Source organism: Pseudomonadota bacterium, assembly GCA_039714795.1.
Taxonomy (GTDB): Bacteria; Pseudomonadota; Alphaproteobacteria; order JAGOMX01; family JAGOMX01; genus JBDLIP01.
Genome location: JBDLIP010000001.1, coordinates 1 through 25,276, shown reverse-complemented (window position 1 = coordinate 25,276; position 25,276 = coordinate 1). Strand labels below are relative to the sequence as shown.

Sequence of the window (25,276 nt, the reverse complement as noted above, 5' to 3'; positions counted from 1 at the left end):
CCACCCAACCGGAGTAGCATCAAAAATGAGCGCGGCAACCGAGTGAGAACAACACTCACGTTACCGCTAACCGCAATGTGATCATAGGAGATCGACACCGTGGCTGACGCTACTCTATCTCATCCCTACCCCCGGCACCACCATTTTATGCAGATCCCCTTTGTTTTGGGGCCCTGTAGATCAACAGCCTACTTTGTGTTGGTCATTGGTGGGTCGGCGAGATGGAGAATTGTGTCAGAAAAAAGACACCTGTTCTTTTTGCAGTGGTGGGTTGTCGCGCGTTTATGCCTTGGCAAGAATGCTCTGAGGTATTTCATAAACTCAAGCGACGTAAAACAAAAAGGAATTTCCCATGCAAACAAACTCAATCAACCGAGTAACCCTTCTTGGCTATATTGATGCTGCACCCTATACTTTGGGGGATAAAACCACCCACGCTCAAACCATTCTCAGTGTGATCACCCGGGATTTTGGTGAAGAGCCCACCGGGTTTACCTACATCAGATGCCGGCGGCACACGGTTACAGTTACCGACTTTATGGCCAGAGAGTATATTGACTTGCACCTCAAAAAAAGGGATGGGGTTTTTATCGAAGGTCAGCTGGAGTACGTTCGTTATGGATCCTGTCACCAATGCCCTCATAGCAAGTGCCCTCACACCATCAGTGCCGAAATTGTCATCACTCCTTTTTATGGTAACATCCGGCGGTTAGATGAAGCTCCAGTTCCAAAATTGGAACAGGGATTTGTTAAAGATGGCACCGCCTTCAACATCAACCACAGCAATACTCACTATAACTAAGTAATGTGAGCGAAACAACTTCCAATTTTATGCGTGGTTCAAAAATATACGTTTTTGTTACCAAACGATTTTGAATTTTACAAGTAAAACTCAAAAATCATTTGGACAAAAACCGCGGTCCTGATGATACCGCTAGTTGGTTGTTGTAAAAATTTGCGGTGAACCCAACACTTATGTTAAAAGGAAATGTGCTGTTGATACGTACCAATGACAGATGAAAATCTCTAGCTTAATGATATTCTGCAAGCGTAGAGTTTGCACTGGTAAGTAGGCACTTTGAGCTTTGAGCGTAACAGAAAATAGGGAGTTCATTTTTCTTTAAGTATAGATTCTGATCTTAAAGTAAATCAATGCCTATCAATGCAAAGATGAAGATGAAAATTATGTTAAATAGAAAAGATAGAGTTTTTGAAGATTTATATTCCAAACATTTAAATGTAATACAGGGAATAGAATTTACCCGACGGCAAATCGACGTTATGGCCTGTATCGTAAGCGGGTGGGATGTAAAATCTGTGGCTGCACGACTTGCAATTGCGCCAAGTACGGTGGAAACGCATATTAATACGGTCGGGCAAAAAATAGGATCAAGTGGCCGTCATAGTATCCGCAAATTTATCGAACGATCTGGAAAAGATGATCTGCTCAGGCAGCATTATAAGCAGTTGACTGTGCAAGTAAATTTCGAAAAAGAACTGAAGGAAATCGCTCGTCTGACGAACGAAAAAAAACTTGCCTGTCACATTCATTACGATTCTACAAAGGTGAAATCTAGTTCAGAGAACATAAAACGTTTGAAAAGGCATCTTGAGCTGTCGGGAATCCAGCTGATAGAAATCTCACCAAGCACCTTCCCAGATTTTTATGTTGTCATCATTGGTGCTGATACGTCAGAACTTAGCAATCCAGAACATCAAAAGGAGGGAATGCAAACAATTTTTCTCTCGCTTGATCCAGTAACCTCTTTCAAAGACGTGCAAAAATCTGACTCGTGCTTAGGGTGCTTTGCCCTGGGAGATTTTGATAACTACTACCTGTTTGTCTTGAATCTTTTAGCTACGCTATTGCCAAAAGCAAAAATCAGTGAATCTTTTGATGAATTTAAAACACAAAACATAGCTAAAATGCCGGAGCCAGATACGCCAAGACAAGCAGCAAGGCTAGAACTAAACAGAGATTTTTATTTAAAATTCATTGCGACTAGTGTAACTTTTTTTGGAGTAATCTGTGTAGTACTCTTAACTTTAAATATAAAATATTGGGATACAGACAAGCAAAACAATAGCTCTTCTGTACATGCAACATTACCATCATCGCCAGCACCTTCTGCAAAAGAGCAGGGTGCTTCAATGCTCAAGTGGAACCTCCCTTTGCTGCCAGACCCTTATATTAAGCGAACCGAACTGCTGGATTCTATATGGAGTCAATTTGAGGACAAAGATCAAGCAAAACAATCAACAAAGATCATAGGGGTGGTTGGATTGGGAGGCATCGGTAAGACTTTTTTAGCGATGTATGCCATTCACTATCCTAGGCAATCCTATAAATTTAGAGCATGGCTTAATGCAGAAAATGAATCGTCATTAAAGGTGGATTATTTTGAGATAGGGAACAAACTGAAGCTGTTTTCCGATAATATGTCTGATGCGCAAAAAATTAGGGAAGTAAAAACTTGGATTGAAAATAAGGGGAGCACCCTACTAGTCTATGATAATGCACCAAATATGGTTATGCTATACGACTACCTACCCAATAATGCTCACATCATCGTAACCTCAAGCAACCATAAGCTAAAAAATGCAGTTGAGGTTGACGTGATGACAAAAAAGGAATCTTTTGCCTTGCTCGAAGCGCAACTTCCTTCTAACTTTCAGAAAGGACCGCTCTATAAACAAAGAGCTGCCAAACTATTAAACGAGTTGCATTATACCCCTTTAGCTATATCTCAAGCCGCAGGTTATATCACAGAAAACGCCATTTCAATTTCGAACTATCTAAAATTGTATGAAACTGAAAGAGAACATCTGTTATCCGATAGCAATACACCTTTGAATATTACACATGACCCGGTCTATGCGACATGGGAACTTAGTTTAAACTCTATTAAGAAAACAAAAGACGGTGAGAAGGCGCTTGATTTGCTGAATTTTATCTCTTTTTGTCAGCCAGCAAGCATTCCCAAATCGCTTTTGGTGCGGTACTTATCTGAAGGCAATAATAATAAATCAGAATGCGAATTGAATAGGTTGCTCGGTATTTTGCGGCAATACTCTTTGATAAAAATCTCAGGTGACGATATCTCGGTTCACCGCTTGGTCTCTAGCTGGCTCAGGAATAAATTAGATCAGGAACAAAGACTGACCTATTTGAAAGGGATGAAAGTTGTTATTGATGAAATATATCCCGGAAGGACAAAGAATACGGATCTTTCTAACAAAGAACGTCATTTAATAGATCAAACAATCCCTCGGTTGGAAGAGTTTCTAAAAGAGGTCAGCTCCTTTACCTCGGATGAAACTCAGGTTTCTATCTACACTCTTACCTATCGTGTTTTAAATGAGCCCCATAAAGCAGAACATATCTTAGAAGAAGCCTTGAAGATTAATGAATCTCTGTATGGTGAAAATCATCCAACCAACTTGCATATTTTAACTTTATTGGGTTCCGTTTATCACCATTTGGGCAAAAGCTTTAAAAAGCGAGACGCTTTTAAAAAAATTGCCGCAATTAGTGAAAAAACCTATGGGAAAGAGCACCCTAAAACAGCACTCGCACTTTTCCGGTATGGTACAGCACACATGTTGTTAGGGGAGTTTCGTACGGTCAAAAACGTGCTTGCCCAAACACTAGTGCTCTACCAGAAACATTATGGTAACAATCATGCCGAAACGGCTCAGGTGTTATATATGCTAGGGTGGATTAATTATGTGTTGGGTCTAAGGATAGAGGGAAAGACGATACTGGATGATGCTCTTTACATAAACTCTCAAAGTCCCACATCAATTTCTAGTCTAGCGTACAATCAGATCCTGTTGGGATTTGTTTATTATGATTTAGGTCATTTACAAAAAAGCGAAACATATTTTCGAAATGCCCTAAAAATACGCAGAAAATTGCATGGAGACAGTCACATTTGGACCGCGCTTTCAATGGTAAATCTAGCCCTGGCTTGTGCTGCAACACACAAGACTTCTGAAAGCAAACAGCTTTTGGCTGAAGCGTTCAAATTTGTTGAAAAGGATGATAATACAACCAATGCATGGATTTCCATTCTAATTGCGCGTATGGGAATTGTTCATTGCATTTTAGGAGATTATTTGCAAAGTAAAAAACTGCTCATAAAATCTATTGAAAAGCTTAACGAGAAATATGGAGAAGGTCATCTCTTAGCGGCCATAGTTTCTGCAAACTTAGGAAATGTCTACCGTTTGCTTGGAGATGTCCAGAATGCCAGAAAACTTTTGCAGCAATCACTTAAAACAATCCGCCATTCTTATGGCAAAAATCATCCCACCACTGCCATGGCCATGGCCAATCTGGCACTAACCCTAGAAAACACGGAAAAAAAAGAATTATTGAAAAAATCCTTGAGAGTTTTCAAGGATTTTTACCTCCCCCAGCATATAAATATTGAGAAGATCGCATCAGCACTTGAAAACGAAGATACATCTACTGCTAATGTCAGTGAGTTAGAAAACTCTCTTAGTTTTGGTTATCATATTTTCTTGCCTTTCTAACTGTCAGAGATTAGGATGCCCGGGAGTGGTGTTTGAGGCCCAATTATGGAGGAAGTGGAAAATGAAAAGATTTTATCTGCTATCAGCAATTTTAGTAGCGCAGGTGTTTTGTTTTGTGGCGGAAAATTGTCGCGCAAATGCAGAGAACCTTTCTGAGCGGATGGAACTTGGGAGAGATATTTTGCAGCTTGTTGATAATACTAACTAACATTAGCTAATTATTGTTTTGTATGGCCGATTATTTTGGTTGGGGGGTTGGTTTTTTTTTGAGAAAGATCGTATCAGAACTTGAAAAAGAAGATACATCTCCCGCCAATGTCAGTGAGTTAGAAAAATCTCTCAAACTTGGTTATCATATTTTCTTGCCTTTCTAGCTGGCAAATATTAGGATGCTCGCAAGTGAGGGGTGTGTACCCCCAATTTGTGGAGAAGATAGAAAATGAAAAGATTTTGCCTATTATTATCGGCGATTTTGGTGGCGCAGGTGTTTTGTTTTGTGGCGGAAAATTATCGCGCGAATGCAGAAAACCTTTCTGAACAGACGGAACTTGGGAGAGATATTTTGTAGCTTGTTGATAATTCTTTCTAGGGTTATTAGCTCATTCTAGTTTCGGATGGCCAGTCATTGTGGCTAGGAGTCGAGTTTTTTGACGTCAGAAACATCATGTCAAAGATTGAAAAAGAATATATATAATTAATGTTAGTGAGTTAAAAAAAGTATCAATTGAGATGGAGATTTGGTACAGTGGCTGGGTATTTTGTTTGATTGTAAAGACTAGCGGAGGTTAATAATGCTGGAAAAAGTTCGTTTTAATTACCTTTCTAAATTTCTTCCGACTTTCTCGCTGCAAAAGCTGAAAGTGGGGGAGGCGTACATTTGTAGCCTTAATGATCAATCGGGAAGAGCTGGCAATATTTTTACTCGTATTGCGTGTGGTGCTGATTTTTCTTGGTATAAGGCGGTTATGAAAGCCCAGTCAGAATACGTTGAACGGAAAGCATATCAATCCTCAACGGCTAATTCTTCGACTGGTTTTGCAGCTTATCCTTTTATTTTTCAGAAAGCAAAAGCCCAACGCAAAGCAAAAAGCATTGCCTACAGGGAAATGTTGGAGAGGTATGCATGGCCCGAATGGTTTGAAAATAAAGACATCGCCTACAAAGTCAGAGAGGCGGTTAATGAAGAAAACAAAAGCTTTTTTCAAGGAATTGACAAGGAATTTTGTTTTTCCAGTTTTTATGCGATTTGGCCTAAGTTAGCGGATAAGAATGTAAAGCTTGTTATCTTTTATGCGCAAATCGAAGAAGGTCTTGTCTGTGCAGCGGCTGCAAACGAGCACGAGGTTCAAGCTGAACAGGGCGCCCTTAAAGAGCTCTATATGCACGCCATTGGACTTTATCGTATGCGGAGCCACAAAATACACCCCAGTACACCTTATGAGAAAAGGGTTGATTGGATTGGCGGCCAGCGAGAGGCTCTCGAAAAACGCCTTGCTTTTTCTGGTGATCAGCCGATATCAGTTCCGTTTCCTGTCGTGTTTCAGAGTATTAAAACGGAATTTTCCCAAGCCTACGTGGTTGAGCGCTGTATGTTTGAAGGTTACGACAAAAAGTTTATCTCTGAAGATAACGAGATGTATATCTAGCAAGGCAAGGCCTCAGACCACCCGCTTTCCGGTATAATAATCTGGTGATTTTTGCTGAACAATCATGAACAGGGTTCCTTGAGACTATGAGCTTTGCAATCAATTTGTTAGAATGGTAGCCATGATGAACAACCAACTGTCTTTTATTTTATGCATGATCCTCTGCACCAATTCGTAATTCAGCCTATCGTTGCGCTTTCGCTTGCTGGTATTGACATATCGTTTACCAACTCAGCGTTGTTTATGGTCTTAGGTACGGCACTTGTAATTGGCATGCTGCATTTTGGTTTAGCTAAAAAAACCTTAGTTCCGTCGCGCCGGCAATCCTTGGTTGAGGTGAGCTATGAGTTCATAGCCCAGATGGTCCAGGAAAATGCTGGGCGAGAAGGGCTGGTGTATTTTCCCTTTGTTTTCTCCCTCTTCATGTTTGTGCTGATGGGCAATCTGCTTGGTATGGTGCCCTATAGTTTTACTTTCACCAGTCACATAATTGTGACCTTTGCTTTGGCCTTAATGGTCTTTATTTTGGTGACCATCATTGGGTTTGTCAAACATGGCTGGCGTTTTTTGCGACTGTTTTGTCCTGAAGGGATTCCCTTGGCTGTAACGCCTATTTTGGTTCCCATTGAAATATTGGCTTATTTCACGCGGCCTGTTACATTAGCAGTTCGCCTTTTTGCAAATATGCTTGCTGGCCACGTAATCTTAAAAATTTTTGGCGGATTTACTTTTGCATTGGGTTTGTGGGGGATTGGCCCGTTGGCGCTGAATGTTGTGTTTACAGGCTTTGAGTTTTTTGTTGCCGGTATCCAAGCATTTATTTTTACGGTGCTGACCTGTTTGTATTTGCATGATGCCTTGCATTTGCATTGAAACCAGGCCACAATCTCACTATGAAATTTTTATCGAGTAAGGACAAACTAAGGAGAAGATAAGATGGAAGTTGGTGCAGCGAAAATGATTGGTGCGGGTCTTGCTATGTTAGGACTCATTGGAGCAGGACTTGGTGTGGGACATATTTTTGCCACATTTGTCAGCTCTATTGCCCGCAATCCATCAGCAAGGCCAGAGATGTTCCTCATGAGCTTGATTGGTGTCGCCTTTACCGAAGCCATCGCGTTGTTTGCGTTCGTGATTGGTGTACTGATCCTTTATGGGTGATAAATGCCCCAACTTGATGTCAGTACTTATAGCTCTCAACTGTTTTGGCTCTTTGTGTGCTTTTCGATTCTGTATCTATATGTCTCGATGGTTACAGTGCCGCGAATTGAGGTACTGCTAGAGCTTCGCTGGCAAAATGTTGAAGGCAACCAATTGCGAGCTGATGAGTTCAAAAAGGATGTTGAAAACTTGCGCCAGGAGTATGAAGAAACCCTGCAAGGTGCACGTCAGCATGCCAGTTATTCTACATTAAATTCATTGCAAGAAATGAGTCTCGATACAGCCCACCGCAAAAAAGACATTGCTGATGAGGTGTTATCTCGCATTAAAACAGCAGAAGCAAGCATTGATGAGAAAAAACGTGCAGCAGATCAGGAACTCAGCCAAGCGGCTCAAGAAATGACTCACACAATCATTGAGCGTTTGTTGCATGAAAAAAGTTCTGATCTGGTTGTGAGTAAAGCGGTGGGCGTGACTTTGCAAGAAAGGGGCCTTTAAGCACAATGTTTCACGATCCTACGTTTTGGTTTCTTGTGGCCTTTTTGATCTTCATTTTCGGTGTTGGGAAAAAGTTTTGGAAATTTATTTCAGGTTACCTCGACCAGCACGGATTGAAGATTGAAGAGAAAATCAAGGACGCGATTCGCATGCGCGAGGAAGCACAAGCTTTGTTGGGAGAAGTGCGTAAAAAGCATATGGATGCGCAAAAGCAAGCTGACGAAATCATCGAGCACGCCCGCTTGCAGGTAGAAAATTTTCGTAAAGAATCACAACAAGAACTCGAGCATTTTCTCAAAAGTCGTGAGCGCCTAGCACATGACCGTATACAGCATGCAGAAACTCAGGCCCTACAGGATATAAGGCGTCAGGCAATTTTTGTGTCCACACAAGCCTGTCAGGATATTTTGAAAGATGGGGTTGGAGACCAGCAGCACACAGAATTGATAGATCAAGCGATCGCAGATTTAAAGCCAGGAGGCTCCCAGAAGGATTTGCTTGTGACTTAGGATTTAGAATGGGCAAATATAGCCCAACCACCTGCCAATAATGGGAAATGGTCAACAAAAATGATGGCAGGTATCGGATTTCCTCCCTGGAACAAATAGTGACACAAAGGAGAAATCGTCACAACGGTGCTAACCGTTAGCATCGCAAGCAATAGCAATGAAGTGTACTTGACCATACAATTGGTGAAAAAAGAGAGTGCAATAAGCAACTGTGCAATTCCTAGCGATATGACAAAGACATGCATTAATCCCAGATTCCCATAAAAATGACCCATCAAGGACTCACTTGCCCACATGTCTACCCTGATAATCCGGTCAGTACCCCATACGCCCAGAAAAATTCCAAAGCCTATTCTAAGCCACAAAGCATGATTGAGTTCTCTCAAGTTTCTTACTTCCCTTGTTTGATCTTATAGTTTATTTTACAGTTAATTATGCAATGTTGTGATTTTACATTCAAGCACTTTCCTTCGCTTAAGAATAAGAAAATAGCTAAGTTAATCTGAGTTTTGGATAAGAAGCACTTTGATTCTTCCAGGCCATCATACCGGATGTCGATTTTGTCCAACGTTTCCTATTGTTTTTTTACCTTAAGCCAGGTCCGGCTTAGATAATCTTCACCATAGTAATCCAGATATTCATGGTAGCTGCCCTTGAAATCCTTGTAGCCAGATTCTGTAAGAGACACGATCCTATTGGGGATTTTTGTTACAAAATGTCTGTCATGGCTGACCAGTAGCAGTGTTCCCGCAAATTTTTTTAGAGCGCGGCTCAAAGATTCAATGGCTTCAAGGTCAAGATGGTTTGTTGGTTCATCCAAGATCAGCACGTTGCTTTTCTCCAGCATGACTTTGGCAAGCACTAAGCGAGAGGCTTCCCCGCCACTAAGGGTTTGGATGTTCTTGTGCACATCATCTTGAGTGAACAGAACCATTCCAAGTGTGCCGCGAATTTCACTATCGGTTGCCTTGGGGTTTTGTGCGCTTAGCCAAGACAAAATACTATGATCATCTTGCAGTAGTTCGTCTGGATTTTGTGAAAAGTAAGAACAGTACGCTTCGTGGCCCCAGATAAATGTGCCCGAATCTAAGGAAACGAGATTGAGTAGGGATTTGAGTAAGGTCGATTTACCAATTCCATTGTGGCCGATGAAGGCAACTTTTTCTCCACGGTTGATTTCAAAACTGACATTTTTGAGGACATCTTTGTCGCTGTAGCGCTTGCAGATTTTCTCTACTTTCAGCACGGTTTTTCCAGATGGGCGCTTGATATTAAATTGAAGATTCGGATGTATGCGAGACGATTTTTTGATGTCTGGCAGCTCCATGCGCTCAATCATACGTTGTTTTGATAATGCTTGTTTCGATCGGCTGGCGCTGGCGCGAAATCGGTCAACAAAGCGTTGCATATGTGCGATCTTCTTTTCCATACTTTGCTTTATGTGCAGTTTTTGCTCCACAACCGCGTGCTTCTCTTTTTGAAAATAGTCGTAGTTACCGGTATAGGCACGAATTTCGCCATAATCAATATCCAGGATTTGGGTTGCCAGATTATTGAGGAAGTCCTGGTCGTGGGAGATAAAAATAAGCAACCCTTGAAAATCTCTTTTCAAGTATGACTCCAGCCATGCAATGGTCATGATATCCAAGTGGTTGGTGGGCTCATCCAGAATAAGAATATCCGGGTCATTAAACAAAGCTTGTGCAAGCAAGACACGCAGTTTGTAGCCGCCTGACAATTCTGACATAGGCCGGAAATGTTTGCTTTGGGCCAGGCCAAGACCAGTTAGGAGCGTTTGGGCAAATGATTCTGCGCTGTATCCATCCTGTTGGGCCACCACTTCTTCTAGTTCGGCAACGCGGTACCCCATGGCATCAGTCCAGTTTTCTTGGGCAAACAGATGCTCTTTTTCCTGTAGTGCACTCCAAAGAACAGGGCGACCCTGTAGCACGGTTTCAATAACAGTATTTTTTTCGTATTGAAAGTGATCTTGGTGCAGCCACCCAAGACTTGCTGATTTGGCAATGGTAATATCACCAAGGCTAGCGTCTTCTTGACCTGCCAGCAGCCTTAAGAAAGTTGATTTTCCTGTACCGTTGGCACCTACAACACCATAACGCTCACCAGAGTTGAGGTTTAGATTAACGCCGTCAAACAAGAGTTTGGCGCCATAATGCATAGACAAATCATTAATACTGATCATAATTTTACCATATTTCAGGGAACTGCTTAGATTTCCAGTGTATTGTTATGCAACAATTTGTCAATTCATAAAAACCAAAGAGCCACCGGTAGGAAAGGAGTTTTCCTTTTTGGTGGCTCTTGGTATATACTCTCGTGAAATCAAAACCTCTAGTTTAATGATAGCGAGAAGCGCGCAGTTTACAATTGTAAATGAGCACTTCGAGCTTATCAGAAAACAGAGGTTTTGGTTTCACTTCAGTATATTGCAAACCGAATCAATAATTATTGTGGTAGGACGCGGTTTAACATTTCATCTACGACTCGATCTTGAGCTCTTTGCATCAGGCCTCTACCGGTCTCTTCAATGATTCCCTCAGGCTCAACACTTGCCTCATCACTGACCTCATCGCCTTCAAATATCTCAGTTTCCTCAAACTCAGAAGGATCTCCCTCATACTCACGGCTACCTTTGCCCTTCCGGTAGTAGCCATTTTTATGATTGCGGTAGTAGCCATTCTTCCAGTTCTCGTGCTTTTCTTTATTGCCCTTTTCCCAGCGTGCATGACGACGTTCACCATGATATCCTCTTCGAGCGTAATGACGCTCACCACGATGCCGTTTATGGGCGTAATGCCTGTCTCCACGATGTCTTTTATGGGAGTAATGCCTGTCTCCACGATGTCTTTTATGGGCGTAATGCCTGTCTCCACGATGTCTTTTATGGGAGTAATGTCGGTCTCCACGGTGCCTTTTGTGGGCATAATTCTGTTTTCCGCCTCTTCTGTGACTAAAATGTTTTTTGCCCCCTTGTCTTTTATGGTGCCTGTAGGCTTTATGGTCACCTCTGCTTCTGTGTTTCCTGAATGTTTTGTGATCTCCTCTACCTTTTCTATGTTGGCGAAAGGATTTTCCTCCCTCACCACCGTTTTTGCCTCCTTTAATTAAGATAAGCCCATTCACATTGTCTGCATTGTTTAATTCAGAACTTTGCTGAATAGGATTTTCTAGGATTGTAGCTTTTGCTGGGTTGTATCCTATAAGCAAAACTCCGGCTAGTATAAATGTCCAAGTAAGTTTTTTCATGCCAATCTCCTGTGTATTTAAATAAATTTACAATTATATAATGGCACGATAAAGTAATTAAACAGTAAATATATTTTATGAGTATGATTTACGCGTGACCTGCATCACCTGAAAGCATCCCGGGGTCGATGCCTAGGCTAGCAATGGCTTTTTTCCAGCAGGTGCTGACTTCTTCACAAAAGACTAAATTACTTTGTGGGTCAAGTTCTAGCCAGCTGTTGGCTTGGATCTCTTCTTCCAATTGACCAGGGCTCCAGCTGGTGTAACCAAGGGCCATAACACATTGTTTGGGACCCTTGTTGATGGCAATATCCCTTAAAATCTCAACTGTGGCGGTTAAGGCATAGTCTTCGTTGATCCGAATCGTTGAGTCTTGCAAGTACTCCGTGCTATGCAGGACAAATCCGCGTCCCATCTCCACAGGCCCTCCAAGGTGTACTTCAACGTTCCGCTTGAAAGAGGGAATATGTACCGCAAGCTGATGCAAAATGTCCTTTAATGTAAGAGTATCAGCTAGCTTATTCACGACCAATCCCATGGCGCCATTGGCGTCATGCCCGCAAATAAAAATAACTGCGTGCTCAAACCGAGGATCCTGCATTTGCGGCATAGCAACAATCAATCGTCCAGTTAGATAATTAGGCAATTTGTCTTCAATGGCCATCTGTCTGTCTCAATTTTTCTCGTACCCCCTGATTCTATCAGTATCCTTGAGTAGGGTACAGAAGAATGAGGCATGCTTTGGTATTTAAAGCACCTCTATGCCAACGGCAGTTCCTTCTCCGCCGCCGATGCACAAAGAGGCAATACCTTTTTTTAGGCTTCGTTGTTTGAGAGCATGGATCAATGTGACAACAAGACGGGCTCCTGTGGCGCCAATGGGATGGCCTAAAGCACATGCGCCTCCATTTACATTGACTTTCTCTTGTGGTAGGCCCAAATCTTTCATAGCGGCCATGGTGACCACGGCAAAGGCTTCATTGATTTCAAACAGATCAACCTCTTCGAGTGGCCAGTTAAGGCTTTGACTGAGCTTTTTGATTGCTCCGATTGGAGCCGTGGTAAACCACTCTGGCTCTTGTGAGTGACTGGCGTGACCGTGGAAAATGGCAAGCGGTGTAACACCTTGTTTTTCAGCATCACTTTGTCGCATAAGAATTAAAGCTGCAGCGCCATCAGTTAATGAGCTGGATGTTGCTGCTGTCAGCGTTCCATCTTTACGAAAAGCGGGGCGCAGGGTTGGAATTTTTTCAAAGTTTACTTTGGTGGGGGGTTCGTCCTGGTTAATGACAACCTCTTTACCTCGTGCCTTGAAGGTGACTGGGACGATTTCATCTTGAAAGTAGCCTTTTTCCACAGCATTAAGAGCTCTTTTTCCAGTCTCAATGGCGTAGGCGTCTTGTGCTTTGCGCGAGAAACCATATTTTTGGGCTGTGTCTTCACCAAACATTCCCATAGAACGTCCGCCACCGTCGTAGGCATCTTCTAAACCATCCAGCATCATGTGGTCAAAAATTTGATCGTTGCCGAAGCGATAACCACCACGACCCTTTAGCAACAAGTAAGGAGCATTGGTCATACTTTCCATACCACCAGCAACCACAACATCGCTTTGATTGAGAAGGAGTTGGTTAAAGCCACACATCAGGGCTTTCATGCCTGAGCCACAGACCTTATTAATTGTGACACAGCGGGTAGAGTTAGGAAGGCCAGCGTTGATGCAGGCTTGACGCGCAGGGGCTTGTCCAAGTCCTGCAGGCAATACGCAGCCCATGATGACATCATCGATTGTTTCAGGAGAAAGTGAAATGCTGTCCAACGCTCCTTTAATTGCAGTACTTCCTAAAGTTGTGGCTTTCACATTTTTAAGAGCACTTTGAAAGGCTCCAACGGGGGTTCTCTTAGCAGCGACGATAACAATGGGGTCTTGGGACATAGGTTAAGCTCTCCTGTGATTTATTTGTTATTTGAAATTTCTCTATATACTCTCGTAAAATCAAAACCTCTAGTTTAATGATAGCGAGAAGCGCGCAGTTTACAATTGTAAATGAGCACTTCGAGCGTATCAGGATACAGAGGGTTTTGATTTCACTTCAGTATATTCTAACCAATTCAGTGCATTGTCACAAGGTTGACAGGACTCCTTTTATAGTTGTAGACTGCCTGCTTCTCGCTATCATTAAACTCAACATTTCGATTCAGCACAGTTATAATACTCTAAAGCCATAGTTGAGGCAAATTTGATGCAACAAAAGAATTATCTTGGAATCAATCCAGCAGGCTTTCACAGGCTTGCATATGTTGAATGGGGCGAGCAGCATTTTGACAAAACGATAGTGTGTGTGCACGGCCTTACCCGCAACTCCAGGGACTTTGATTATCTGGCCAAGGTCCTCTCCCAGGATTACCGTTTAGTGTGCCCGGATATTGTTGGGCGCGGCAAAAGTGATTGGCTGCCGCATGGACAGGGGTATGGGTTCCCGCAATATCTCTCTGATATGACAGCATTAATTGCTCGAGTTGATGTGTCGCAGGTTGACTGGATTGGGACTTCGATGGGAGGGCTCATAGGAATGGTTATGGCAGCGCAACAGAATTCACCGATTCGAAGGTTAGTCATTAATGACGTGGGGCCGATGATTCCCTTAGCTGGGACAAGGCGGATTATGAGCTATGTTCAGCAACGGGCCACTTTTTCAAATCTTCAAGAAGCTGAAAACTATTTCCGTAAGATTTTTGCGCCTTTTGGCAAGTTGACTGATACTCAGTGGCAGCATGTAACGCGTCATAGTACCTTTAAGGGTAAGGATGGTCGTTATGAATTGGCGTATGACCAAAATGTTCTTGCCGGGTTAACAGACGGTGCTTCTGCCTGGCATGCAATGACAAAAATGGCAAAAACCGTGTGGCAAAGTTTGGCGCACATGCATACTCAAGCAGTTCCCTTAAGCGAAATGTGGCATTACTGGGATCAGGTGCGTTGTCCAGTCTTGCTATTGCGGGGAGAAACCTCAGATATCTTATTGCCTGAGACGGTTGAACGCATGCTAGCAATGCACTCATCTTCGTTAGAAGTTGTGGAAATTAAAGGCGTTGGGCACGCGCCTGCCTTAATGGCTCGTAATCAGATTGCCATCATTCATGATTGGCTAAGGAGCACTTAATCCCCTGCGTAGGTGACGGTGCCGATCAACGCATAAGATAAGGCCAAACCCTGTCAGTAGCGTCAGCATTGATGTCCCGCCGTAAGAGATCAGAGGAAGTGGCATGCCCACAATAGGCAAAAGTCCCATGACCATGGCCATGTTGATAAACATATAAAGAAACAAAATAGTCGTCAGACCAAAGGCCAGTAGTTTGCCAAAAATATTGCGGCAATGCAGGCTGACCATATAGCCATAGAAAATAAGGAGGCTGTAGAAGCCAATCAGGATGATACCGCCGACCATTCCTAGTTCTTCCGATAACATGGCAAAGATAAAATCGGTGTGTTTTTCTGGTAGAAATTTCAGTTGACTTTGGCTGCCTTGCAATAAACCTTTGCCCCAAACACCGCCAGATCCAAAAGCAATCTTTGATTGCAAGATGTGGTAGCCAGAGCCCAGCGGATCACGCTCAGGATTTAAGAAAGTAAGCACGCGATTTTTTTGATAATCGCGCAAAAACATCCAGGCCAATGGCATGCAGGCAATTGCTGAGGTTAAGATGAGCCCTACCTTCCATAGACGAATACCAGAGACAAAAATCATAACCCCTGTGATCATGAATAACAGTAAAGCTGTTCCCAAATCTGGTTGTTTCAATACGAGGACAGCGGGAATAATTGTGATCAACAGAGGCGGCAGATGAAAGATAAATTTGCGTGCGCTTTCAAGACTGGCGTAGTGGTAATACCGGGCTAAAGAAAGCACAAGGGTTAACTTAACCAATTCAGAAGGTTGCAAACGAAAGACATAAAGATCAATCCATCTTTGTGCTCCCATACCAATGGTGCCAGCAATTTCGACTATCACTAACAATACCACACTGACGCCATAGAGTACGTAGGCTTGTCGCAGCCAAAAATGAAGCGGGGTCAGGGCTACAAGCAACATAATAGTGACTCCCATGGCAAAACGCAGCAGTTGCTTTTGAGCCCAGGGGGACACATCTCCCCCAGCAGCGGAGTAGAGCATGATGGCGCTTATCGCACCCATTATTCCAATGAGAATAAGCACAAACACATTTATCTGGCGTAATTTTTGCAGCCAATCAAAGTTGTTAGGGTTCAAAGCCATAAGCGTTCAGTCCTTATTACAAAATTGTTGGGTTGTCAGTAAGATATCCCTTGCGATGGGAGCAGCCGTTTTGCTGCCCCAGCCACCGTGTTCAACGACAACCGCAGCGACGTACTTTGGTTTGTGTACTGGGGCATAGCCAACAAAAATAGAGTGATCCCGTTGTTTCCACGATTTTTCGTTTCGATACTGACCGCTTTTACGATCAGCAATGGAAATGCGTCGAACTTGAGATGTGGATGTCTTACCGCCCATGCGCATATCTGGTTGCAGAATGCGTGACCGATATCCTGTGCCAATTTTACTGTTGATGGCCATATGGGTTCCTTCAAGAATAGGAGCAAATATCTTGGGTGAAAAGATTTTTTGTGGTGATGCAGGTCCAGGTCCAGGTCCAGGTCCAGGTCCAGCGATGAGGCTTGGCGTAATAGTGTGTCCGCCATTGGATATTTGCGCCATCATCACGGCCATTTGTAGAGGGGTTGCCAAGACATACCCTTGGCCAATTGAAGCAATAATGGTTTCGCCAACGAACCAAGGTTTGCCAAATCGTTTGCGTTTCCAGCTTTTTGTGGGGATAAGTCCGGCTCTTTCATCACTGAGTTCAATCCCGGTTTGAGTGCCCAACCCCAGCAAACGTGCAGTGTGTGCGATGCGTTCAATTCCCAATTGCAAGGCAAGCTTGTAGAAATAGACGTCACAGGATTGTGCAATTGCCGTTGTAAGATTAAGACGGCCGTGTCCACTTGAGCGCACACAATGAAACCGGTGATTGCTCACTTCAAGGAAGCCTGGACAATGGTGCGTGTGTTCGGGTGAGATGAGGCCGCGATCAAGTGCAGCAATGGCAACCACGAGCTTGAAAAGTGATCCTGGCGGGTATTCTCCAGAGATTGCTTTATTGATGAGAGGCTTGTAGGGGTTGTGCAACAGCGATTGCCAATCTTGTTGTGAGATGCCTTGGGAAAAAAGGTTAGGATCAAAACTAGGATGAGAGTTTAGGGCAAGGATGTCACCTTGGTGGATATCCATGACAACAACGCTGGCACTGAGCTCTTTGCCTAGGCGTTCGTGGACAAAGCCTTGCAGTTTACTGTTGAGTGTGAGGCCCAGGTTACCTCCAGCTTTGCTGGGGGTTGTTTGTAAAGTGCGCAGAATTTGCCGGCGAGCATTGACCTCGTGCTCATGGTATCCGGGTACTCCTTGCAGGATCGGATTTTGGGTTTTCTCCAATCCAGATTTTCCGATTGTCATGCCGGCAATTTTTATAATTTTGTTGCTCGATTGCAGATCTTTGGCAGAAGGTGATTGTACATATCCAATCACATGCGCTATGTACAAGGCATGCGGATAAAAACGCACAGAGCCTTCAGTGACTTGGATGCCGGGCAAATCTATGGCATGAGCTTCGAGTCGTGCAACCTCTTTCCAGGAAAGTTTTTCTTTGATGATGATGAAATGAGGATGTGAATTTTGGGTCTGATTTTGAATATCGAGAAGAAAATTTTCAGGAAGCTCGATAAGGTGGGAAAGTGTGTCCAGGGTTGCTTCAAGGTCGCTTGTGGAATCAAGATCCAAAATTGCCCGAAAGTGCTTTGTATTTTGCGCGAGAATAACTCCATTACAGTCGGTAATAATTCCGCGGTCAGGCAGAATGGGAGTCACTTTGATGCTGTTACCTTGGGCCAGGTTCTTATAATGTTCTGATTGCCAAATTTGCAAATAAGCCATGCGTCCAATGAGGGCAGATCCGAGCAATATTTGTCCAGCACCCACCATTAAAGTGCGCCGGGTGATCGTTTGCTGAAGAGATATCTTCTTGGACATATACTAACTGCTTATACTAACTGCTTATGTGCAGTTTTGAGTGAATTTTCAAGATCATCCACCCAATCAATGGGTAACAAGCAACAGTAATCAATGTTTGCTGAACAAACATAATTTCTCCAGAAGAATCTGGAAATTTGATGAATGCAAGCAACCACGCAAGCAATTGAACAGAAATCTCTATTCCTGCAAAACCCAGCCATAAAATCCAAAAGGAGTGTTGGTTAAAGTGGTGTCGATTATAGATCGTGAGGCTGTAAAAGCCCATAAGCAGGATTACAGATGCGCCTAGGGTAAGTCCTGCGGTACAATCTTGTAAAAGGCCCACAGCAACAAGCACAGATAGGGGAACAAGAGAGGGATAAAAAATAAGCCAGGTGTACAACACCATATGCTCACTATGCAAACCAATGCCTACAAGTGGCGGAGAAAATGCTATATCAAAGATAGTAGCAAATGTGAGAGTCAGGCTGGGAATGCAATTTTTCAATATGGAAGTTTGCGGTATCCCAAAAACTTCAATCATGGGTGATTTCCAAAGGAAAAGCGCTAATCACTTGCACGTAATCAAGATCCTGCCATTTCACAACTGGTTGGATGACCGGGGATGTGTCATCTGGTACATAAGCAACTATTAAACCTTCGGGAAATACCTTACCTTTGCTGGAGGTTACTAAACGCTGAGGATACGGGGCTTTTTCACCGGTGCGATGGTGCAAAATTTTCAAGGCATTCGTTTGGTTACCAATTAAGATCGCCTGAAAATCTGAGGACTCTCCTTTAACAGGAATACGTGATCTGGGATCTGTAATCAATAATACCTGAGCACTATTGTGGCCTACTTCAATAATACGACCGACTACGCCTTGGGGTACGATTACGGGCTGATTTTTTCTGATTCCTTGATTGTTTCCTGCATTAATCATTAGGGTTTGAATGGAAGGAGTGTAGGGAGTTGTAATCACCCGTGCAGTCACCATGGTAGAAGCTGAGGATGTGGGAACATTTAAGAAATGCTTCAGGTGTTCGTTTTCAGTCGCCAATTGGTTGGCAATATTTTTCCAGTGCGACAGTTGTTCTAACTGCTCTCTTAAGCGCTGGTTTTCTTGCATTACTGAAAAATAATGTTGTATGTGTTGGCTTTTTTCGTGCAGCCAGTGGGTTGCGTTGTGTGTCACACTCCAAACAGGAACTGTATTGTCCATTATTTTCAGGCGAAAATGCTTGGTAAATGCCCAGCCCTGCATGTCCCCATAGACTAAGATCCCTGCAACCCCCACCACAAAGAGAAGTTTTAAAGCTGTACTCACTTGCAAAAGCGAGGCAAGAATTTTGTGCAGTCGCATGCTTGGCGTTGCAACAGATGTTCGGGGTGAATACATGTTTTCCGCCTTGCCCTCTTAAAGCGTTTGAGTTAAACCTTAATCAGAATTTCCTGTAACGAGCGCATTTCTTCAAGCGTCTTACCTGTTCCCAAAGCAACGCATGACAGTGGATCCTGTGCCATGGAAACCGGAAGTCCAGTTGCCTCACGGATAAGGCGATCAAGGTTTTTCAACATTGCTCCTCCTCCGGTTAAAACAATTCCTTTGTCGACAATGTCAGCTGAAAGTTCAGGTGGTGTATTTTCAAGTGTAAGTTTCACAGCCTCTACAATGCCTGACACTGGTTCGGAAAGGCTTTCTGCGACTTGCTTTCCCGACATGTCTATTTCTTTAGGAATGCCCTGGATCATGTCACGGCCCTTGATCTTCATTTTCTTACCTGCACTTTGTTCAGGTGGCATTGCTGATCCGATTTCTTTTTTGATCCGCTCGGCGGTGCTTTCGCCCACTAACAGATTATGGTGGCGGCGTATATACTGGATGATTGCATCATCCAGGCTATCGCCTCCAATACGCACGGAACGCGCGTGTACAATTCCCCCAAGCGACAAAACAGCAACTTCTGTCGTGCCTCCACCTATATCTACAACCATCGATCCTGTGGGTTCTGTAACAGGTAGACCAGCTCCGATTGCTGCTGCCATTGGCTCTTCAATTAGGAAGACCCGCCTAGCGCCAGCACTTTCCGCAGATTCATGAATTGCACGGCGTTCAACCGCAGTGGAGCCTGAGGGAACACAAATGACGACTTGAGGGCTGACAAAACTGCGGCGGTTATGTACTTTGTGGATAAAATACTTGATCATTTCTTCAGCAATATCAAAGTCAGCGATGACACCTTCACGCAACGGTCGAATCGCTTGGATATTGCCAGGAGTACGCCCGACCATAAGTTTTGCTTCTTCTCCGACAGCTAGAACGTGAGAGCGCCCTTTAGATTGCGACATAGCTACAACAGAGGGTTCATTCAGGACAATTTCACCGCCTTTAACACACACAAGTGTATTGGCAGTTCCCAAATCAATGCCCATATCCGCAGAAAACATACCGAGAAGTTTTGTAAACATTTTAATCAATCCACTTTAAGCAAATCATTATTTAGACTCAGTACATGTGTACGATATTCTGCACCCTTAGGTCCAGCAAGAAATGCTAAAAATTATGTCTTTTTAGCTTTGAAGCTATTCTTGCTTGTACACAACGTATGTGTTGGCTATATAATCGTGCAAGCCACGCTTTCTAGGAGTGAAAGCAACCATGAGATAACCAAACCCTAGAGTAATCATTGAAATGTATTGACAGAAATATCTTAAAGTTGCATTAGCCCAGGTTAATCTTTGATAGTCACCATTGACAACAATTAAGCTAAATATCTGTTTGCCAAGTGTTGCTTGATATCGTGAAGATTCTAAAAGAGAAACGTAGAGCCATTCAATGACTATTAACAATGTCATGCCACCAAATATACCTTGTGAAAAAATGTCACAAAATGCCGAAGGAATCAACAAAATTAGTCCATCAATTAAAGCAGCGACAACCCTTTTCCAAAAGCCACCATAGGCATAGGTTGTTTTTATATAAAAAGCACTATTCATATGGTGCATAGCAACATATTAAAGATTGCATATACCCGGGCTGAATCAAACATAAGTGTTATCCATTGTGACGGATTATGTGGGGTGCCAACAGATGCGACAGAACCAAGTTAATCTCCAGTAAACAAAGAAATTTTGGTAAAAATACTTGCCTTAGATAAACTCGGACACTTGCCCTCTTGTTCTACAGCCAATAACGAGTTATGAATGAGTTGTCGCGTAAGGAGGTAAATGAGCACTTTGATTCAGCTTCACTGCCGCTTTACAGTTGGAAAAATTAGGAGAAAAGACAATGCCCGAGAAAACTCAAATCCCCTCAGATATTTCTGCCAAAAACACCAAAAATCAGATTTTGGAAGCCTATGAGCAGGTCGTTAAACAATTACAAAATCAATCTGAAAAGAATCCTCAGCAACAGCAGAAATCAGTGGAACAGCGGGATACTTTGTCCAGAGCTACCAAAAATTCAGAGCACGCAATTATTTCTAATCTGGCGGAGCTTAAAATTAATCTAACCAAGCAACTTGACCATTTAAGTGAACAACTGGTTGGTGAGTTCAGCCGGTTGAGTGATTTGCAAAAATCTATATCGGTCGAGCAAGAGCATTTGCAAAATCTTTACGGCATTAAAGATACTGCCCACACATTGTCTGCCCTCATCATTACTCAAGAAGAAGAAAGCAAAAAACATCAACTGAAAATACAAGAGTCCCAAGCAGCTTTTGAAAACGATATGGCTGAAAAGCGACAACACTGGCACAAAGAACGGCAAACTTTGGAGCAAGAGTATAAGGAATTTAAATCCGAACTTGATAGAAAGCGTAGCCGTGATGAGGAGGAGTATTCGTATAGCCTTAAGATGTCTAGGCGCAAAGACGAAGATGAATATAAGGCCAAACAGAATGCTCTCGAGAAAGAAATGACCGAAAAGAAAAGGGTGCTTGGGCAGCGAGAAGCTGACTTGAAACAAAGCGAGAGCGAATTGGCTCAGTTTAAGAAAACCGTTGATGCTATTCCGGCTGAAATTGCTAAAGCTGTAGAGGAGACAGAAAAACGGGTTACTTCAGAGCTTCAAACCCGATTTAAGTTTGACACTGAACTAAGGGCTAAGGAAATAGAAGGGGAGCGTAAGCTGATGCAGCAAAAAACCGTTTCGCTTGAAGCTAAAATTAAGGAACAACAGGCTCTTATCAACACATTGTTGGTCAAGACGGATGAAGCAACAGACCAGATTAAGGCCATTGCATGCCAGGCCCTAGATGTTTCTGGCGATCGATTCAATCGACCTGCTTATGGTAAAAGCACGGAAGGTAAACCGGAGGATCATAGGATCGCAGCGTAGGTGTAAGTAGTTGCTCGGTCATGAGTATTTTTAGTATATACTGAAGTGAAATCAAAACCTATGTTTCCAGATACGCTCGAAGTGCTCATTTACAGTTGTAAACTGCAAGCTGGCAGCTATCATTAAACTAGAGGTTTTGGTTTTACGAGAGTATGTATAATAAGCCTTTTGCACGCATTATGTGAATATGGAAAACACCATGGAGAAAACTCAGACTAAAAAGCCAGTTGCTAACGTTGTTTGTATTAAGTGGGGTCAGGTGTATACGGCTCATGACGTCAACTGTTTGTACGCTATGGTCAAACGCAACATGAAGAAACACGAACTTCGTTTTTTCTGTTTTACCGACGATGCAACAGGACTGACCCCAGAGATTTTGTCTCAACCATTGCCTGTGATGAAATGCAATCCAGAGGATGTGAAGTATGCTTACCAAAAAGAAGCTGGCCTTTGTGATGATGAGTTGGGTGGGTTGAACGGACAGCGTGTTTTGTTTTTTGATCTTGATGTGGTGATTACCGGTGAGCTGGATTGCTTCGTTTCTTATCCGTTGGGCGATGATTTTGTTATTATCAATGACTGGAGTGTCAAAAGTGAGCGTGTGGGGCAAGCAACATGCTATTCGTGGCGGGTAGGCACCCTTGGATTCATAAAAGAATACTTTGAAGCACACCCGAAAGAAGTCGTTAAGCAGTTTTACACTGCTAGCCAAGAGTATCTCTCAGCGAAGGTGATTGAAAAGTGGGGACGCTTGAAATTTTGGCCTGAAGAGTGGTGCCGCAGCTTTAAGTTTCATGCATTGCCAGTGTGGTATTTACGTTTCTTTGTTGAGCCAAAATTGCCGGAAGGTACAAAAGTTTTAGCGTTTCATGGGCATCCCAAGATTGCTGATGCCATTTGTGGAGTTTGGTCGCCCGAGGGGTTACCGTTTTTCAAGTGCGTCTACAAAACGATTCGTCCATCTCCATGGATTAGCCAATACTGGAATATGCAAAAATGAACTTTTGTATAACTCCCTACAAGTGGATGTGAGACCGCTGAACAATGTAATTTATGGAAGCTATACTGAAGCTGAATCAAACTGTTGATTTTCTGGTGCACTCAAAGTGCTCATTTACCAATGTAAACTGTAAACTGTAAACTGGCAGCCTATCATTAAACTCAACATTTTGAATCAGCATGGGTTGTATGTACTCAAAAATGAACCTTTATTTGATCTGCATTTGCCATGGTGGTGTGTGGTTCGCTTTCAAATTGAATCTTTTCGCCAGCGAGTAAACGCTTTTGTGATAAGCTGTGTCTCCAGTGTGCAAGTGTACATGTCTGTTTATGGTTGCCAACAGTACTGTCATGTAGATAGCCCCAAGCTTTTTGCCACCAAGGAGCTTGTTTGCACGAGCCAATCAATTGAAAATGCAAGGGAGGCAGAGGGATTACATCATCAGTTTTGTTGGTGATTTCACCTCTAACAACAATATAAGAAGAGTCATTTTCTAGGACGTGCATTGGGGTTCCCCCTTCCAAAATAAGCCCCTGACCTGGAAGAGGTAGGCTTATACCAAGAGCTTGGTATAGGGGGCGCGTAGCAGGCCAACTGCTAACAATCGTTTGGCGTGCCCCCCAAAGAGACCCAACCGTAATCAACAAGCAAACAACAAGACTCGCCCAGCCAAAAGAGAATGAATTAGGGCGTTTTTCTGGAAAGATCTTGGGGTTGCTTCCCGCAAGGTGCCGAATCTCAGTGCGCTTGGTGACGGGTTGATCTGGGATTTGCGTCCACACATGTTTGCAGGAGTCACATCGGACTTTTCGGCCCTTTTCACCAATATCTTTATCGTCAACTTGGTAGCGTTTTTGGCAGTTTTGGCAGGTAATGATCATAATTTTCACACATAATTAATGTCTTGATAAACTTCTTGTAGTTATAAGAATTTTTGCTGCTTTTGGCAAGGAATACGAAATATTTTAGGATACAGATTTCGTTGTCCGTTATGCTAAAATAACTCCAGAATCACTCAAGAATAACAAAACAATGAAAGCCTGTCTGCTTAAAGCTGCCGCCCCTATAACAACCCATCCTTTAGTCTATACCGATGTAGAACAACCCACATGTCTTCCAGATCAGGTTCTTATCAAAGTGAACGTGTGCGGAATTTGTCGTACGGATTTGCATGTCGTGGAAGGAGATTTGCCTTTGCCAAAGTTGCCAATCATTCCAGGGCACCAAATTGTAGGCACAGTTGCTGAGTGTGGGCGTGAAACTCACGCATTCAAAAAAGGGCAACGGGTAGGAGTGGCTTGGTTGCAAAGCACTTGTGGAACGTGTGTCTATTGCCGTAAATCTCAAGAAAATCTGTGTGAAAGGGCAAAGTTTACAGGCTGGACAGCCCAAGGGGGTTATGCTGAATATGCTGTAGCACCTGAAAATTATATTTACCCATTGCCGGATGCATTTTCTGACGCTCAAGCAGCACCGCTATTGTGTGCCGGAATCATAGGATATCGTTCAATTCGGTTGACTGGCATTCAGTATTGGCCCGGCGCTCGGGTGGGAATTTATGGGTTTGGCGCAGCGGGGCACGTGGCAATTCAACTAATGCAGGCTTGGGGAGCAGATGTCTACGTGGCCACTCGCGATAAAAAACATCAGGAGTTGGCGGAATCTTTAGGAGCTGTTTGGACTGGTGGTACATTGGCTAAGCCTCCAGTACCCCTTGATGCAGCCATTGTTTTTGCGCCTGTAGGAGAGATCGTACCGGTTGCACTTAAAGCGCTTGATAAAGCGGGTGTGTTGGTGCTTGCTGGTATTCACATGAGCCCCATTCCCTCTTTTGATTATAAGATCCTTTATGGCGAAAGGGTTATTCGCAGTGTGACTAATAACACCCGCCAAGATGGGGAGGAGTTTTTGCAAGAAGCGACAAGGCTGGGAATTAAAACCCATGTGGTAGGCTTTCCCTTGAGCCTAGCAAATGAAGCGCTTGAAGCCTTAAAGCATGATGGTTTTCAAGGGGCTGGATTGTTATACTGAAGCTGAATCAAACTGTTGGTTTTAATGTTGGCAGTAAATTTTGCATTATCTAAATCTATCCCTCTACACAAGGACAGATTACTCAAAATCTATCCCTCTGTAAGGAAGGCTGGAGAAATAAAGTTGACAATTTAATTAAAATCTTATATATAATCCGGGATGACCAGTGCCAAAGAGCAACAAGAAATTATTATCCGCC

The 25,276-nt window shown here is 43.2% G+C and carries 25 protein-coding genes; 13 read left to right on the top strand and 12 right to left on the bottom strand.

What is annotated here, in order from left to right; genetic code table 11:
- Positions 1–352 precede the first annotated feature (352 nt).
- The 9 genes from ABFQ95_00125 (at position 353) to ABFQ95_00085 (ending at position 8,353) form a co-directional block, all read left to right on the top strand.
- Positions 353–802 carry a hypothetical protein gene (locus tag ABFQ95_00125; protein ID MEN8235947.1) on the top strand — a complete coding sequence of 150 codons (450 nt, stop codon included), beginning with the start codon at positions 353–355 and terminating at the stop codon, positions 800–802.
- 374 nt (positions 803–1,176) lie between these two features.
- Positions 1,177–4,539, top strand: a complete 3,363-nt coding sequence (locus ABFQ95_00120) for a tetratricopeptide repeat protein (GenBank protein ID MEN8235946.1) — start codon at positions 1,177–1,179, stop codon at positions 4,537–4,539.
- A 61-nt stretch (positions 4,540–4,600) separates the two neighbouring features.
- Complete coding sequence (locus tag ABFQ95_00115; protein MEN8235945.1) at positions 4,601–4,747, top strand: hypothetical protein; 147 nt, start codon at positions 4,601–4,603, stop codon at positions 4,745–4,747.
- Positions 4,748–4,978: 231 nt separating this feature from the next.
- Positions 4,979–5,107, top strand: a complete 129-nt coding sequence (locus ABFQ95_00110) for a hypothetical protein (GenBank protein MEN8235944.1) — start codon at positions 4,979–4,981, stop codon at positions 5,105–5,107.
- Positions 5,108–5,330: 223 nt separating this feature from the next.
- Positions 5,331–6,185, top strand: coding sequence for a hypothetical protein (locus tag ABFQ95_00105; GenBank protein ID MEN8235943.1), 855 nt, complete (start codon positions 5,331–5,333; stop codon positions 6,183–6,185).
- Positions 6,186–6,335: 150 nt separating this feature from the next.
- Positions 6,336–7,058 (top strand): F0F1 ATP synthase subunit A, encoded by a 723-nt coding sequence (locus tag ABFQ95_00100; protein ID MEN8235942.1) that lies wholly within the window; start codon positions 6,336–6,338, stop codon positions 7,056–7,058.
- A 63-nt stretch (positions 7,059–7,121) separates the two neighbouring features.
- Positions 7,122–7,346, top strand: a complete 225-nt coding sequence (locus tag ABFQ95_00095; GenBank protein MEN8235941.1) for a F0F1 ATP synthase subunit C — start codon at positions 7,122–7,124, stop codon at positions 7,344–7,346.
- Between the two features lie 3 nt (positions 7,347–7,349).
- The gene (locus ABFQ95_00090) at positions 7,350–7,844 is read left to right on the top strand and encodes a hypothetical protein (protein MEN8235940.1); all 495 of its coding nucleotides are present in this window, start codon (positions 7,350–7,352) and stop codon (positions 7,842–7,844) included.
- A gap of 5 nt (positions 7,845–7,849) precedes the next feature.
- Positions 7,850–8,353, top strand: coding sequence for a F0F1 ATP synthase subunit B (locus ABFQ95_00085; protein MEN8235939.1), 504 nt, complete (start codon positions 7,850–7,852; stop codon positions 8,351–8,353).
- Here ABFQ95_00085 and ABFQ95_00080 read toward each other — a convergent pair.
- The 5 genes from ABFQ95_00080 to ABFQ95_00060 form a co-directional block, all read right to left on the bottom strand.
- Entirely contained in the window at positions 8,350–8,739 is a 390-nt protein-coding gene (locus ABFQ95_00080) for a hypothetical protein (protein MEN8235938.1), read from the bottom strand. The genes ABFQ95_00085 and ABFQ95_00080 overlap by 4 nt on opposite strands.
- A gap of 188 nt (positions 8,740–8,927) precedes the next feature.
- Positions 8,928–10,556, bottom strand: coding sequence for an ABC-F family ATP-binding cassette domain-containing protein (locus tag ABFQ95_00075; GenBank protein MEN8235937.1), 1,629 nt, complete (start codon positions 10,554–10,556; stop codon positions 8,928–8,930).
- A 322-nt stretch (positions 10,557–10,878) separates the two neighbouring features.
- Positions 10,879–11,457, bottom strand: a complete 579-nt coding sequence (locus ABFQ95_00070) for a hypothetical protein (GenBank protein MEN8235936.1) — start codon at positions 11,455–11,457, stop codon at positions 10,879–10,881.
- Between the two features lie 251 nt (positions 11,458–11,708).
- Positions 11,709–12,284: a YqgE/AlgH family protein gene (locus ABFQ95_00065; protein MEN8235935.1), complete on the bottom strand. Its 576-nt coding sequence runs from the start codon at positions 12,282–12,284 to the stop codon at positions 11,709–11,711.
- 84 nt (positions 12,285–12,368) lie between these two features.
- The gene (locus tag ABFQ95_00060) at positions 12,369–13,556 is read right to left on the bottom strand and encodes an acetyl-CoA C-acyltransferase (GenBank protein ID MEN8235934.1); all 1,188 of its coding nucleotides are present in this window, start codon (positions 13,554–13,556) and stop codon (positions 12,369–12,371) included.
- A 307-nt stretch (positions 13,557–13,863) separates the two neighbouring features.
- Here ABFQ95_00060 and ABFQ95_00055 point away from each other — a divergent pair, with 307 nt between their 5' ends.
- Positions 13,864–14,784: an alpha/beta hydrolase gene (locus tag ABFQ95_00055; protein ID MEN8235933.1), complete on the top strand. Its 921-nt coding sequence runs from the start codon at positions 13,864–13,866 to the stop codon at positions 14,782–14,784.
- Here ABFQ95_00055 and rodA read toward each other — a convergent pair.
- The 6 genes from rodA to ABFQ95_00025 all read right to left on the bottom strand — a co-directional run bounded on the left by rodA (position 14,770) and on the right by ABFQ95_00025 (position 20,713).
- Entirely contained in the window at positions 14,770–15,897 is a 1,128-nt protein-coding gene (gene rodA, locus ABFQ95_00050) for a rod shape-determining protein RodA (protein MEN8235932.1), read from the bottom strand. The genes ABFQ95_00055 and rodA overlap by 15 nt on opposite strands.
- Positions 15,898–15,903: 6 nt before the next feature.
- The gene (gene mrdA, locus ABFQ95_00045) at positions 15,904–17,724 is read right to left on the bottom strand and encodes a penicillin-binding protein 2 (GenBank protein ID MEN8235931.1); all 1,821 of its coding nucleotides are present in this window, start codon (positions 17,722–17,724) and stop codon (positions 15,904–15,906) included.
- 16 nt (positions 17,725–17,740) lie between these two features.
- Complete coding sequence (locus ABFQ95_00040) at positions 17,741–18,250, bottom strand: hypothetical protein (GenBank protein ID MEN8235930.1); 510 nt, start codon at positions 18,248–18,250, stop codon at positions 17,741–17,743.
- Positions 18,243–19,106, bottom strand: coding sequence for a rod shape-determining protein MreC (gene mreC, locus ABFQ95_00035; GenBank protein ID MEN8235929.1), 864 nt, complete (start codon positions 19,104–19,106; stop codon positions 18,243–18,245). Before mreC ends, ABFQ95_00040 begins: the two co-directional genes overlap by 8 nt.
- A gap of 32 nt (positions 19,107–19,138) precedes the next feature.
- Positions 19,139–20,176, bottom strand: a complete 1,038-nt coding sequence (locus tag ABFQ95_00030; protein MEN8235928.1) for a rod shape-determining protein — start codon at positions 20,174–20,176, stop codon at positions 19,139–19,141.
- 114 nt (positions 20,177–20,290) lie between these two features.
- On the bottom strand, positions 20,291–20,713 hold the full coding sequence (locus ABFQ95_00025; GenBank protein ID MEN8235927.1) for an RDD family protein: 423 nt from the start codon (positions 20,711–20,713) through the stop codon (positions 20,291–20,293).
- A 283-nt stretch (positions 20,714–20,996) separates the two neighbouring features.
- On the opposite strand from ABFQ95_00025, the gene ABFQ95_00020 reads away from it, so the two are divergent.
- Both ABFQ95_00020 and ABFQ95_00015 read left to right on the top strand, forming a co-directional pair.
- On the top strand, positions 20,997–22,046 hold the full coding sequence (locus ABFQ95_00020; GenBank protein MEN8235926.1) for a hypothetical protein: 1,050 nt from the start codon (positions 20,997–20,999) through the stop codon (positions 22,044–22,046).
- Between the two features lie 199 nt (positions 22,047–22,245).
- A complete protein-coding gene (locus ABFQ95_00015; protein ID MEN8235925.1) occupies positions 22,246–23,046 on the top strand; it encodes a hypothetical protein in 801 nt (266 codons plus the stop codon).
- Positions 23,047–23,240: 194 nt separating this feature from the next.
- Here the strand turns inward: ABFQ95_00015 and ABFQ95_00010 are convergent, their stop codons facing one another.
- Positions 23,241–23,927, bottom strand: coding sequence for a zinc-ribbon domain-containing protein (locus ABFQ95_00010; GenBank protein MEN8235924.1), 687 nt, complete (start codon positions 23,925–23,927; stop codon positions 23,241–23,243).
- Between the two features lie 151 nt (positions 23,928–24,078).
- Here ABFQ95_00010 and ABFQ95_00005 point away from each other — a divergent pair, with 151 nt between their 5' ends.
- Positions 24,079–25,077 carry a zinc-dependent alcohol dehydrogenase family protein gene (locus tag ABFQ95_00005; protein MEN8235923.1) on the top strand — a complete coding sequence of 333 codons (999 nt, stop codon included), beginning with the start codon at positions 24,079–24,081 and terminating at the stop codon, positions 25,075–25,077.
- Positions 25,078–25,276: the final 199 nt, after the last annotated feature.

Excerpts from the sequence above, each read along its gene's own strand:
- ABFQ95_00100 (MEN8235942.1), top strand. The coding sequence starts at position 6,336 with ATGCATGATCCTCTGCACCAATTCGTAATTCAGCCTATCGTTGCGCTT.
- ABFQ95_00040 (MEN8235930.1), bottom strand. The coding sequence starts at position 18,250 with ATGATTGAAGTTTTTGGGATACCGCAAACTTCCATATTGAAAAATTGC.
- ABFQ95_00075 (MEN8235937.1), bottom strand. The coding sequence starts at position 10,556 with ATGATCAGTATTAATGATTTGTCTATGCATTATGGCGCCAAACTCTTG.
- mreC (MEN8235929.1), bottom strand. The coding sequence starts at position 19,106 with ATGTATTCACCCCGAACATCTGTTGCAACGCCAAGCATGCGACTGCAC.
- ABFQ95_00125 (MEN8235947.1), top strand. The coding sequence starts at position 353 with ATGCAAACAAACTCAATCAACCGAGTAACCCTTCTTGGCTATATTGAT.
- ABFQ95_00060 (MEN8235934.1), bottom strand. The coding sequence starts at position 13,556 with ATGTCCCAAGACCCCATTGTTATCGTCGCTGCTAAGAGAACCCCCGTT.
- ABFQ95_00005 (MEN8235923.1), top strand. The coding sequence starts at position 24,079 with ATGAAAGCCTGTCTGCTTAAAGCTGCCGCCCCTATAACAACCCATCCT.
- ABFQ95_00110 (MEN8235944.1), top strand. The coding sequence starts at position 4,979 with ATGAAAAGATTTTGCCTATTATTATCGGCGATTTTGGTGGCGCAGGTG.
- ABFQ95_00090 (MEN8235940.1), top strand. The coding sequence starts at position 7,350 with ATGCCCCAACTTGATGTCAGTACTTATAGCTCTCAACTGTTTTGGCTC.
- ABFQ95_00120 (MEN8235946.1), top strand. The coding sequence starts at position 1,177 with ATGAAAATTATGTTAAATAGAAAAGATAGAGTTTTTGAAGATTTATAT.
- ABFQ95_00025 (MEN8235927.1), bottom strand. The coding sequence starts at position 20,713 with ATGCACCATATGAATAGTGCTTTTTATATAAAAACAACCTATGCCTAT.
- ABFQ95_00085 (MEN8235939.1), top strand. The coding sequence starts at position 7,850 with ATGTTTCACGATCCTACGTTTTGGTTTCTTGTGGCCTTTTTGATCTTC.
- ABFQ95_00030 (MEN8235928.1), bottom strand. The coding sequence starts at position 20,176 with ATGTTTACAAAACTTCTCGGTATGTTTTCTGCGGATATGGGCATTGAT.
- ABFQ95_00020 (MEN8235926.1), top strand. The coding sequence starts at position 20,997 with ATGCCCGAGAAAACTCAAATCCCCTCAGATATTTCTGCCAAAAACACC.
- ABFQ95_00015 (MEN8235925.1), top strand. The coding sequence starts at position 22,246 with ATGGAGAAAACTCAGACTAAAAAGCCAGTTGCTAACGTTGTTTGTATT.
- ABFQ95_00065 (MEN8235935.1), bottom strand. The coding sequence starts at position 12,284 with ATGGCCATTGAAGACAAATTGCCTAATTATCTAACTGGACGATTGATT.
- ABFQ95_00055 (MEN8235933.1), top strand. The coding sequence starts at position 13,864 with ATGCAACAAAAGAATTATCTTGGAATCAATCCAGCAGGCTTTCACAGG.
- mrdA (MEN8235931.1), bottom strand. The coding sequence starts at position 17,724 with ATGTCCAAGAAGATATCTCTTCAGCAAACGATCACCCGGCGCACTTTA.
- ABFQ95_00095 (MEN8235941.1), top strand. The coding sequence starts at position 7,122 with ATGGAAGTTGGTGCAGCGAAAATGATTGGTGCGGGTCTTGCTATGTTA.
- ABFQ95_00115 (MEN8235945.1), top strand. The coding sequence starts at position 4,601 with ATGAAAAGATTTTATCTGCTATCAGCAATTTTAGTAGCGCAGGTGTTT.
- ABFQ95_00010 (MEN8235924.1), bottom strand. The coding sequence starts at position 23,927 with ATGATCATTACCTGCCAAAACTGCCAAAAACGCTACCAAGTTGACGAT.
- ABFQ95_00105 (MEN8235943.1), top strand. The coding sequence starts at position 5,331 with ATGCTGGAAAAAGTTCGTTTTAATTACCTTTCTAAATTTCTTCCGACT.
- rodA (MEN8235932.1), bottom strand. The coding sequence starts at position 15,897 with ATGGCTTTGAACCCTAACAACTTTGATTGGCTGCAAAAATTACGCCAG.